Origin of the sequence: Kitasatospora sp. NPDC048545 (assembly GCF_040651155.1) — a bacterium.
GTDB lineage: Bacteria > Actinomycetota > Actinomycetes > Streptomycetales > Streptomycetaceae > Kitasatospora.
Genome location: NZ_JBEZIQ010000087.1, coordinates 18507 through 30252, shown reverse-complemented (window position 1 = coordinate 30252; position 11746 = coordinate 18507). Strand labels below are relative to the sequence as shown.

Genomic DNA, 11746 nt, shown 5'->3' with positions numbered 1-11746 from the left:
CGGACATTCTCGGGCTCCTCACCCTCGTGCGGCTGATGGCCCCACACTCCCGTGCACGCCGGACACCCTGGTGTCCGCCGCCCGCACCGCCGGTGCCGGGTGGGCGGGGGCCAGGAACCGGGTGGGGCGGGATCAGTCCTTGGCGACGCCGGGGTAGTGGCGCAGGAACAGCGCCTCGACCAGGGCCATCCGCTCGATCTCGGTGGGGTCGACGCTCTCGTTGGGTGCGTGGATGAGGCAGCGCGGCTCCTCCACGCCCATCAGGATCAGCTCGGCGTCGGGGAAGGTGGAGGCGAGGACGTTGCAGAGCGGGATGGATCCGCCCTGGCCGAGGTACGCGATCGGCCTGCCGTAGGCCTCGCGCATGGCGCGGTCGAGTGCAACGTAGGCGGGTCCGTCGGTGGCGGCGCGGAACGGTGAGCCGGTGCCCTCGCGTTCGACCTCGACCCGGGCGCCCCAGGGGGCCGCGGCCCTGAGGTGGGCCGTCAGGGCGTCGGCGGCCGCGGCGGCGTCCGTTCCCGGCGGTACCCGCAGGCTGACCCGGGCCCTGGCGCGGGCGGGGACGGCGGCGGCCGAGCCGACCACGGGCGGGCAGTCGATGCCGAGCACGGTGACGGCGGGGCGGGCCCACAGCCGGTCGGCGACCGTGCCGGAGCCGGTCAGCCGCACGCCGTCCAGCACCCCGGCGTCGGCGCGGAACTGCTGCTCGTCGTAGCCGGCGCCCGGCCAGCCGCCGTCGGCGTCCAGGCCCTGGACGCGGGTGCCGCCGTCCGGGTCGCGCAGCGAGTCCAGGATCCGGATCAGCGCGGCCAGGGCGTCCGGGGCCGGGCCGCCGAACATCCCCGAGTGCACGTCCCCGGCCAGGGTGGAGACCGTGACCACGACGTTGGCGAGGCCGCGCAGCGAGGTGGTGGCGGTCGGGACGCCGACGGCGGCGTTGCCGGTGTCGCAGATCAGCAGCGCGTCGGCGCGCAGCTCGTCGGCGTGTCCGGGGACGTAGGCCTCCAGTCCGCCGGTGCCCTGTTCCTCGGAGCCCTCGACCACCAGCTTGAGCCCGACCGGGAGGTCATCGCCGAGCGCGCGCAGCGCGGTGAGGTGCATGACGATGTTGCCCTTGCAGTCGGCGGCACCGCGTCCGTACCAGCGGCCGTCGCGTTCGGCGAGTTCGAACGGCGGTGTCTGCCAGGCGGCGTCGTCCAGCGGTGGCTGGACGTCGTAGTGGCTGTACAGCAGGACGGTCGGCGCGCCGGGCGGCGGCGGGCGGTGGCCGAGGACGGCGTGGCTGCCGTCCGGCGTCTCGGCCAGGCGCACGTCGTCCAGCCCGGCGTCGGCGAACGCCGCGGCGACCCACTCGGCGGCCCGTCGGCAGTGCTCGGGCGGGTACTGCCGGGCGTCGGCGACGGACGGCATCGCCACCAGTTCGGCGAGGTCGGCCTTGGCCCGCGGCATCAGCGCGGCGATCCGGGCGGCGAGGTCGTCGGCCGCGCCCGGGGCGGCGGTCGGCTCAGTCATTGATGACGTCCGCGGTCTTGAGGTCGTCGATCTGTTCCTGGTAGTCAGCCAGCTTGTCCGGGCAGTAGACCTTGATCACCTCGGCGCCGGCTTCGAGGATCTGGCGGTCGACGATGACCGGGCGCATGCCGGGACCGCCGGCCCCGTTGCTGAGCTGGGTGAGCCACAGTCCCTGCCGCAGGTCCGAGTTGGGGCGGTCGCAGACCGCTCCGCCGTCGGTGCCCAGCGTCAGGGCGATGTTGTGCGGGTTGCGGGCGGCGAAGCCCTTGGCGACCAGGGCGTCGTTCAGCTGGTTCGCCTTCCGGTAGGCCTCGTTGGTGGCCTTCTGCTGGGTGTAGGTGAGCAGGCCGGCGATCATCATGCCGACCAGCACCACGATCGCACCGATGTAGATCCACCGGTGCTGGGATGCCATCCGGGTCGGGCTCATGCCACCGACTCCTCCGTGGTGTCGGCGTCGGGCTGGCGCCAGCTCGGCTTGCGCGCTTTCAGGAAGGAGAACGGGATCACGACTCCGAGGAGCAGGAGGCCGCCGCCGACGATGCCGATGTAGGCCCAGACGCTACTGCCGCCGAACTGCGAGGACGGGACGAATCCGATCACCATGGCCAGCGCCGAGGCGACGAAGCCGACCACGCAGATCGTGGTGAGCAGCGGTGCGCGGTAGCCGCGCGGGTGGTCGGGCTGCTTGCGGCGCAGCTGGATGGCGGCGAGGAACATCAGGAGGTACATGATCAGGTAGACCTGGGTGGTGATCACCGAGAAGATCCAGTAGACGCTGGAGACGTCGGGGATCAGCGCGTAGAGCAGGGCGATGACCGTGGTGAGGAGGCCCTGGGTGACGAGGATGTTCTGCTGGATGCCGTGGGGGTTGAGCTTCTGCAGGAACGGCGGCAGGTAGCCCTCCTGGCGGGAGATCAGGAGCAGGCCCTTGGACGGTCCGGCGAGCCAGGTGAGCATGCCGCCGAGGGAGGCGGAACACAGTGCGATCGCGACGATCGGGACGAGCCAGCCGATGTGGAAGTACTGGAAGAAGGCGTCGAAGGCCTGCATGACGCCGGCGGTGAGGCTGAGCTGGTCGGCCGGGATGACCCAGCTGACGGCGAGGGCCGGCAGGATGAAGATCAGCAGGACCATGCCCATGGCCAGGAACATCGCCTTCGGGAACTCCTTGGCGGCGTCGCGCAGCTTGTTGACGTGGACGGCGTTCATCTCCATGCCGGAGTAGCTGAGGAAGTTGTTGACGATCAGCACCAGGCTGGCGATGCCGGTCCACTGGGGGAAGACGTGCGAGGCGTCCATCGGCGCGGCCGAGGGGTTGCCCTGCCCGAGGAAGACGAACCCGAGCAGGACCAGCAGGGTGCCGGGGATCAGCGTTCCGATGATCAGGCCCCAGGAGGCCAGGCCGGCGACGGCGTTGGTGCCGCGGGAGGACACCCAGACGCCGGTCCAGTACAGGACCACGATGACGATCGCGGTGTAGACCCCGTTGCTGGCGAGGGCGGGGTTGATCACGTAGGAGATCGTGCTCGCCACGAAGGCGAGCAGACTGGGGTAGTAGAAGATCGTCATGGCGAACTGGCACCACACGGCCAGGAAGCCCAGCGGCTTCGACAGCCCCTGCGCCACCCAGTTGTAGACCCCGCCCGTCCAGCCGGAGGCCAGCTCCGCCGACACCAGGGCCGTCGGCAGCAGGAACACGACGGCGGGCAGCAGGTAGAGGAAGACGCAGGCGAGGCCGTACACCGCCATGGTCGGCGCGGCGCGCAGGCTCGCGACCGAACTGGTCGTCATCAGGGCCAGCGTGAGCCAGGTGATCTTGTTCGCCCCGGCCGCGGCCCGCGCGGCATCGACCGCCCTCGCGCCCGCACCCCCCGCCCGGCCCGCATCACCACCCGGCGTGTCCACGGTGCTCAACAGGTGCCTCCTCGACTGGTTCGTCGACGCCCCGTGCGTCGAGTCCGATCGTGGCGGCCGCTCCCGGGCGTCGCACGCCCGCTTGCGCTGTTGGGTGGGAGCGCGGGCCCGTACGGCCCTTCCGGCTTGCGTCCGGGCCCGCGCCCGCCCCGGTGCCGGTCGGTGACCGGCACCGCGGTCGGAGCGGTGGGCCCGGCCGCGGAGCGTCAGCGGGCGGTCAACGGCGCTGGAGGGACTTGACGTTGTCGCCGAACGTCCAGCCCTTCGAGCCGTCCCAGTTCACCGACCAGGTCATGAGACCCTTCAGCGCGCCGCCGAAGGCGTTCCAGGACTGGCCGACCAGGCCCGGGTCCATGTAACCGCCGCCCGCACCGGGCTGGGCCGGCAGGCCGGGCACCTGTTTGTCGTAGGGCACCTTGACGGTGGTGCCCTGGATGGTCAGGCCGTTGTTCAGGCAGGTGGTCTGCTGGGTGAAGCCCTGCACGGTACCGGCCTGGTAGGAGTCACCGGAGCAGCCGTACATGCTCCCGTTGTAGTACTGCATGTTCAGCCACCACAGCTGCCCGTTGTCGGCGTACTTCTTGACGATCGGCAGGTAGGCGCCCCAGATCGACCCGTAGGTGACGCTTCCGCCGGTGACGTACGCGGTCTCGGGGGCCATCGTCAGACCGAAGCCGGCGGGCATCCGGGCCAGCACCCCGTCGATGATCCGGATCAGGTTGGACTGGGAGGGGGACAGCGTGGTGATGCTGCCGCTCCCGGACAGGCCGGTCTCGATGTCGATGTCGATCCCATCGAAGTTGTACTTCTTGAGGATCGGGACGACGGTCGCCACGAACCGGTCGGCGACGGCGCTGGAGCTCAGGTCGATGCCCGCGGCGGCGCCGCCGATCGACATCAGGATCGTCGCCCCGGCCGCCTTGGCCTGGCACATCTCGGCGGGGGTCGAGACCTTGACGTTGGCGTCCATGCCGTCCTGCCACTGGACGGTGCCGTCCGAGAGGATCACCGGGAAGGCGGCGTTGATGACGTTGTATCCGTGCGCGGCGATCCGGCTGTCCGTGACGGGGACCCAGCCCATGCCGGGGTGGACACCGTTCGCGGCGCCGTCCCAGTTCTCCCAGTACCCCTGGAGGACCTTGCCGGACGGCTTGGGCTTCGTGGGGCAGGTGTCGCCGGGGGGCGTGGTGGTCGGGGGCGTGGTGGTGGGCGGCGTGCTGGTGGGCGGCGTGGTCGTCGGCGGGGCGGTGGTGGGCGGCGCGGTGGTGGGCGTGGTGGCGGTCGGCGTGGGGATGCTGCCGCCGGGGCCGCTGAGCGACACGTCGTCCGCGTAGTAGGCGGGCTGCCCGTACCAGCCGTGCAGGTAGACGGTCACCGAAGTGGTGCTCGGCCCGGTGGAGAAGGCGACGCTGAGCCGGCCGTACGACGGGCTGCTCGGTGTCCAGGTGGACTGGGCGCCGCTGAGGCCGGTGCCGGTGGCACCCAGGTAGACGTAGCTGCCCTCGACGTAGGCGCTCAACGTGTACTGGGAGTCGGGCTGCACGCTGACGGTCTGGGTGCACTGGGCGTCGTCCTGGCCGGTGGGCGTGGCCTGGAGCGCCGAGGTGCCGGAGTGGACCGGACTGCCGACGGCGACGCCGGAGCCTCCGGAACAGCTCCAGCCGGAGAGTCCGTTCTCGAATCCGGGGTTGGTCACCAGCTCGGTGATGGCGGCCCCGGCCGTGACGGTGCCGGCCACGGCGATGCCGGCTCCGATGACGGCGGCGGCGCTCACCACGGCGAGGGAGCGGATGAGGACGGTCGGCCGGTGCTCGGCGCGTCCGGCGCCGCCGACCCGGGCGCGTTCCACGGTCGCCCGTTGCGGGCGGGTGGTCCGGACCGGCTCTCCTGCGGCCCGGCCGGCTTCGGGGCGGCCCTGGTCCGGGCCGGGGCGGAACCCGTCCGACGGGCGTGGGGTGCGCGGCCTTCGACGGAACATGCGGTGCTCCCTTCCCGCCGAGCGTCATGGACATGACCGACGCGTGGGGGCGTGACGCCCGGCCCTGGGTGAGGTGGGGACATGTGGGGCTGTGCCGGTCCGGATCGTAGGAGGGGCCACCAGGCCCGTCAATAGGTCTGGACCAATTGGCGAAACGGCGGCAAGTCCGCCCACACCGCCGCCCGCCGGCCCGGCCGAACCACCGGGGCGGGCCGTCACCGACGGCCCGCCCCGGTCCCACCACTGGTCACGCGTCAGACGAGCGGCTTCCCCGCCGGGGCCGGCACGGCCGCGACGAGCGCCGTGATCTCCGCGGCGAGCCGCGGGCCGAGCTCGCCCCAGCCCTCCTTGTAGCCGTAGACGCCCGCCAGGGAGCGGGCCTCGTAGTCACCGTTCATGATCTCGATGTCGTCGGCGGTGATGAGCGCGGGGTGGGCGACGCCGACGGCCGACGAGACCTTCATCAGCTCCCTGCGCAGGGTGCGCAGGTAGGAGGCGGCACGGGTGGCCTTCGAGGTCGGGTCGAGGCCGCGGGCCAACCACGGGTTCTGCGTCGCTATCCCGGTGGGGCACTTGTCGGTGTGGCACTTCTGCGCCTGGATGCAGCCGATCGACAGCATCGCCTCCCGGGCCACGTTGATCATGTCGACCCCCAGCGCGAAGGCGACCGCGGCGTTCTCCGGCAGGCCGAGCTTGCCGGAGCCGATGAAGGTCAGGTCGTCCGTCAGTCCCAGCTCGGCGAAGGTGCCGTAGACCCGGGAGAAGCCCATCCGGAACGGCAGCGACACCGAGTCGGCGAACATCCGCGGCGCCGCCCCGGTACCGCCCTCGCCGCCGTCGACCGTCACGAAGTCGACCCCGCGGTCACCCCGCGCCATCAGCGTGGCCAGCTCCTGCCAGAAGCCCGTCTCCCCCACCGCGCTCTTCACCCCGACCGGCAGACCGGTCTCGGTGGCGAGCAGTTCGACGAAGTCGAGCATCGAGTCGACGTCGGAGAACGCGGTGTGCCGCGACGGGGAGGCGCAGTCCCGACCGACCGGGATGCCGCGGATCCCGGCGATCTCCGGGGTCACCTTCGCGCCCGGCAGCATGCCGCCCAGCCCCGGCTTGGCGCCCTGGGAGAGCTTGATCTCGATCGCCTTGACCGGGGCCCCGGCGACCACGTCCTTGAGCTTGTCCAGGTTGAAGCTGCCGTCCTCGTTGCGGCAGCCGAAGTACGCCGTACCGAGCTGCAGGACGAGGTCACCGCCCTTGCGGTGGTAGGGCGAGAGACCGCCCTCACCCGTGTTGTGCATCGTGCCCGCCAGCGCCGCCCCCTCGTTGAGCGCCGAGATGGCCGCGCCGGAGAGCGAGCCGAAGCTCATCGCCGAGACGTTCACCACGCTCGCCGGCCGGAAGGCCCCGGCACGCCCGCGCGGCCCGCCGAGCACCTTGGCCGAGGGCAGCGGGGCCTGCGGGTCGTGGAGGTCGGGCAGGGCGTCGGCGAACGTGCGCTGCTTCAGGTAGGCGTGCCCCTGGACATGCTCGACGTCCACCTCGGTGCCGAAGCCGAAGTAGTTGTTCTCCTCCTTCGCCGACGCGTAGATCCAGGTGCGCTGGTCCCGGCTGAACGGGCGCTCCTCCTCGTTGGAGGTCACGATGTACTGCCGCAGCTCCGGACCGATCGTCTCCAGCAGGTACCGGGCGTGCCCGATCACCGGGAAGTTCCGCAGCAGCGCGTGCTTCTTCTGCACGAGGTCGCGGGCAGCCAGGAGCGCCACCGCTGTTGCGGCGGCCGCGCCGATCTTCCGGGCTTGCATGGGCGTTCCTCCTCGATGCACGACTCCCCCCGCGGCACGCGGGGAGCGTCGTCGTGTCCTGTCGGGCGTCGGACGGCGGGCAGCCGGCCGCGCGGGCGGCGGCGTCCGTCGAATGAATGCGACTCGATGGTAGGAGGCCTCCCGGACGGGCCCGCCGCCAGGGGTCCGGTCCGCGGTCCGGCCGGCACCCGGTGCGAGGGGTGGGACCGGTGCAACGCGTGGTACCGGCACGTGCCTGGCGTTCCGGTGTCCAGCAGACGGCATTCAGCCGGAGTACACGCCGTTTCAAGCTTGTGTCAGCAGAGTTCGGCCTCGTGCCTACCTCACACTCTCGTACCGGCGTCGCCTCCGTCTGCGCCGCGGCTTTGACGTTCTCGGGTCTGGTCGTCACCGGACTGCTCGGCGCGCAGCCCGCGGCTGCCGCCGACCCGGCCGGCTACCAGAACGTCCGGATCAACGAGGTCACCTCGGCGAACAGCGACACGGTGGAGCTGTACAACACCGGCTCGACCGCGGTGAGCATCAGCGGCTGGAAGATGTCGGACGACGGCTTCTCGCCGCAGTCCTTCAGCCCGTCCGCCGGCAGCATCCCGGCCGGTGGCTTCGTCACCTTCAACTCGCCCAAGGGACTGGGCGACTCGGACAAACTGGTGATCTACACCGCCGACGGCACCGTGGTCGACCGCGTCGACTGGGCCACCGGCGGCGCGAAGCCCGCGATGGCGCGCTGCGGCGGCGACGGCACCGGCGCGTGGGTGACCACGACCGCCACGACCACGTTCGGCGCCGCGAACGCCCCGGGCTGCCCGTCGTCGACCCCGGCGACGAGCCGGGTGCGGATCAACGAGGTCACCTCGGACGGCGCGGACACCGTGGAGCTGTACAACGGCGGCACGAGTGCGGTCGGCATCGGCTCGTGGAAGTACGTCGACAACGACACCAGCCACTCCCCGGTCTCGATCTCCTCCTCCTCGCCGAGCGCGACCAGCATCCCCGCGGGCGGCTACATCACCTTCGACTCCTCGCTGGGCCTGGGGGACAACGACTCGCTCTTCCTCCTCGACGCCAACGGCACCACCGTCGACTCGGTGACCTGGGCGACCGGCGGCGCCAAGCCGTCCACCGAGCGCTGCGCCAACGGCACCGGCTGGTTCCGGACCTCCACCACCGCGACGCTCGGCGGCGCGAACTCCTGCACGGGCGGCGGCGGTGGCGGGGGCGGAGGCCAGACCGGACGGCTGCTCGGCGGCGGCGGCGCCCTCACCAGCGGCTGCACCCCGGAGGCGCCCTCCGGCACGGGTTCCACCCCGGCGGGCACCCTGGCCTGGCCGGGCGGGCTGGACGTCACCATCGCCGACAACGTCTGCGCGTTCACCACGTCCACCGGCCCCGAGGGCCGTGACCTGAGCGGCCTCGCGTTCGACCCGGCGAACCCGTCGGTGCTCTGGGCGGCCAAGAACAAGAACTGGCTGTACAAGCTGGTCAAGAGCAACGGCAAGTGGATCCCGGACCCGTCCTGGAGCGCGACCGGCAAGCAGATCCGCTTCGCCGGGGGCACCGGCCAGCCGGACTCCGAGGGCCTGACGGTCGGCGGCAACGGCCACGTCTACGTGACCTCCGAACGCGACAACTCCGACAACACGGTCCCCAAGGACACGATCATGGAGTTCGACCCGGCCGCGACCGGATCGACGCTCACGCCCGTCCGCCAGTGGGACATGACCTCGCAGTTCCCCCAGCTCGACACCGGCAGCAAGGACGACGCCAACCTGGGCTTCGAGGGCGTCGGCTACGTGCCGGACAGCTGGCTGACCGCCAACGGCTGGGTCGACCCGCTGACCCACGCCGCCTACGACCCGGCGAACTACCCGCTGCACGGATCCGGCCTGTACGCCGCCGGCCTGGAGTGGGACGGCACGCTGCACGTCTACGGCCTCAACTCCGACGGCACGTTCACCACGTTCGGCACCATCGCGACCGGCAAGGCCTCCGTGATGGACGTGACTTTCGACGCCGGGACCCAGCGCATCATCGCGACCTGCGACAACACCTGCGGCGAGACGCACACCCTGATGAAGGTCGACTCCACCGGCGCGATCGTTCCGGACGTGACCTACACGAACCCGGCCGTCATGCCGATCGACAACCTGGAGGGCTTCGCGCTCGCGCCGACCTCGACCTGCGTCAACGGCTTCCGCGAGGCGGTCTGGAGCGACGACGGCATCTACGGCTTCGGCTCCGGCAGCTCCTCCTCCGGACACTCGCTCTACAGCGGCACCTTCCCCTGCTGATCCCTCCGCCACGCCGGAACCGGTCCCGCCCCGCCTCCGCCTCCGCGCCGAGGCGGAGCGGGACCGGACGAGGCACCCGCGGAACGCGCAGTGACGGAGCTCCCGGTCGACGGCCGGGAGCTCCGTCGTGCGGTGCTGCACGCGCCACTCCGAGCGCGCCGACCGACCAGCGGCTCCGGGGCCGGAGCACCGCCGGTCACCCCGAAGTCACCGGCGCCCGACCGGCGTCTGCGGGCGCGGTCCGCCCACCACGGGCGCGGCCTCCGGAACCGTTCCTCCGCCACCACCGTCCAACGGCGGGCACCGCGACACCGCAACACTGGAGGCGACAACCATGAGGCGACCCAAGGCCGTCCCGGCCGCCGCTCTGCTCCTGGTCCTCGCCACCGGAGCCTGCACGTCCGGCGGTGGGCCGCCACCCGCGCCGCCCGCGGCCCCCGGCACGGCCACGGAACCGGCCGACGCACCCGGCCCGGCACCCGGCCTCGCGCCCACCACCGGAGCCGCCACGGCAGTGCCCGTTCCCGCACCGCCCCCGACCGGCACCGCGCCGGCCGGCACTCCGCCCGCCGGTCCCCGGCCGCCCACAACGCCGACGCCGCCGCCGGCATCGCCGACGCCCCCGGTCGGCCGGACGGCCACCCCTCCCCCGGCGAACGGCGAGAACCCGGTCGACCTCCAACACCGCCCGAGCCTCCCGCCCACCCGGTAGGCGGCCCGCGCCGGAGCCCGCCGCGCCGCCGGCCCGCCGTCACGAACCGGTGCCGCCCGTCGTCACGACAGGATCCCACCCCACGGGGCCGGCTGATCCCGTCTCACGCCCACGCGGCGACACGCATCCACCCGCGTCCCGCGGCTCCCGGGGAAGGAGCCGCAGGACATCGCGTCCGGCCGTCGCCCGTCAGCTGACGGCCGCCGTGGCGGCCGTGGCGACGGTGACGGCCGTGATGGCCGCGATGGCGATGCGCATGTTGCGGATCGCCTGGCCGACGGAGTCGCCCGCCCAGTCGCCCGCGGCGATCTCCGCGAAGCGCAGCTCCACCCGTGCCCGGGGGAGATCGGAGAAGGCCAGGCCGTGCAGCCGGGCGGCGTGCAGAAGGGCTATCAGGGTCGCGGTGCGGACATCGGGCGCCTCGTGATGCCGGATCACGGCGGTCAGCCGCCCGCGCAGTTCACGCTCGACGGAGCCGTCCGCCTCCGGGTAGCGCCGGACCGGGAAGAGGCCGAGGACCTTGTGGCGCTCCTCGATGACCAGGCCGCGCTCGCACAGCCGTTGCACGGTGGCCCGGACCGCCGTCGGGTGGTCCTTGGTCAGCCAGTCCGCCGCCTTCGCCTTGCCGGGTCCCTTGCGCCCGATCCACTCGGCGAGCCGCACCAGGCGCTCGTCGAGCAGCGGTTCGCCGGTCGGGGTGGGGTCGGTGACGCTGAGCCGGCCTTCGTCGAGCGCGATGCGGCCGGCCAGCGCGAGGTCGGCGAGGAAGCCTCCCGCCACCGCCCATCCGGCGCTCGAACTGTCCTTCGCCACACCGGACTCGTCGTCCAGCGAGAGCAGCATCAGCTCCTCGGCGAGGGTGACGTGCATGTGCCATTCCTTTCCCTGTTCGGATCGGACACCCCGCGGCGCGCCTGCCGGCCGCCGCACCCGGGTGTCCTCAGCCAGCAACGCCCGCCCGTGCGGCCCGGTTCCCCGGTCGCCTCCGCTTCCGGGCAGGCGGGGCCGGACCGGCCCCCGACGTCATCATCCACCCCGGGCCGCCGGTTTCCCGCATGCGTCCCCGACCGCCGCCGAGCGCCCGGCAGCGTCCTCACCAGGCATCACGCACCTCCACGCACCCTCACACGCCCTCACACGAACGACACCCGACCCGCGCAGAAGCCTCGCTCCGGCCGGGTGTCGCAACCCCGTCCGGTCTGCGTACGCTCGCAAGCGATCCGGCCCGGACTGCGGGCGGCGTGGCAGTCACCGCCGGGATCCCGGTCAGGCCGCACCTACGGAAAAGATCCCATGACTTACTGCACGCCCTGCCAACGCCATCTCAACGGCGCGCTCTCCTGCCCCGGCTGCGGCCGGACCGCCGGCCCCTCCGGTGGGGAGTCGGCGCTCGGGGAGTCAGCGCTCGGGGCGGCGGTCGGGGAGCCGGCGGGCCCCCGACCCGGACGACCGGACGAGGTCCCGTCCACCGCGTCCGCTTCCCCACCGCGCCGCTCGGCGGGACGGTCCGCGGGCCGCTCGGCCCGCCGTCGGGGCG

The 11746-nt window shown here is 72.5% G+C and carries 6 protein-coding genes and 2 pseudogenes; 1 reads left to right on the top strand and 7 read right to left on the bottom strand.

The features are described 5' to 3' along the window. Positions 1-132: 132 nt before the first annotated feature. The 6 genes and pseudogenes from AB0D10_RS43150 to AB0D10_RS43125 all read right to left on the bottom strand — a co-directional run bounded on the left by AB0D10_RS43150 (position 133) and on the right by AB0D10_RS43125 (position 7206). Positions 133-1512 (bottom strand): dipeptidase, encoded by a 1380-nt coding sequence (locus AB0D10_RS43150; RefSeq protein ID WP_360267556.1) that lies wholly within the window; start codon positions 1510-1512, stop codon positions 133-135. After that, positions 1505-1942 carry a hypothetical protein gene (locus AB0D10_RS43145; protein WP_360267553.1) on the bottom strand — a complete coding sequence of 146 codons (438 nt, stop codon included), beginning with the start codon at positions 1940-1942 and terminating at the stop codon, positions 1505-1507. Before AB0D10_RS43145 ends, AB0D10_RS43150 begins: the two co-directional genes overlap by 8 nt. Further along, positions 1939-3330 carry an APC family permease gene (locus AB0D10_RS43140; protein WP_360267561.1) on the bottom strand — a complete coding sequence of 464 codons (1392 nt, stop codon included), beginning with the start codon at positions 3328-3330 and terminating at the stop codon, positions 1939-1941. The genes AB0D10_RS43145 and AB0D10_RS43140 overlap by 4 nt, the downstream gene beginning before the upstream one ends. Positions 3331-3646: 316 nt before the next feature. After that, positions 3647-4603, bottom strand: a pseudogene (locus AB0D10_RS43135) (chitinase); the annotation flags it as partial. A 189-nt stretch (positions 4604-4792) separates the two neighbouring features. After that, positions 4793-5407 (bottom strand): annotated as a pseudogene (locus AB0D10_RS43130) (carbohydrate binding domain-containing protein); the annotation flags it as partial. 254 nt (positions 5408-5661) lie between these two features. Next, positions 5662-7206, bottom strand: a complete 1545-nt coding sequence (locus AB0D10_RS43125; protein WP_360267550.1) for an FMN-binding glutamate synthase family protein — start codon at positions 7204-7206, stop codon at positions 5662-5664. 314 nt (positions 7207-7520) lie between these two features. On the opposite strand from AB0D10_RS43125, the gene AB0D10_RS43120 reads away from it, so the two are divergent. Further along, complete coding sequence (locus AB0D10_RS43120; protein WP_360267547.1) at positions 7521-9497, top strand: lamin tail domain-containing protein; 1977 nt, start codon at positions 7521-7523, stop codon at positions 9495-9497. 901 nt (positions 9498-10398) lie between these two features. Here AB0D10_RS43120 and AB0D10_RS43115 read toward each other — a convergent pair. Beyond that, entirely contained in the window at positions 10399-11079 is a 681-nt protein-coding gene (locus AB0D10_RS43115; protein ID WP_360267545.1) for a GPP34 family phosphoprotein, read from the bottom strand. Positions 11080-11746: the final 667 nt, after the last annotated feature.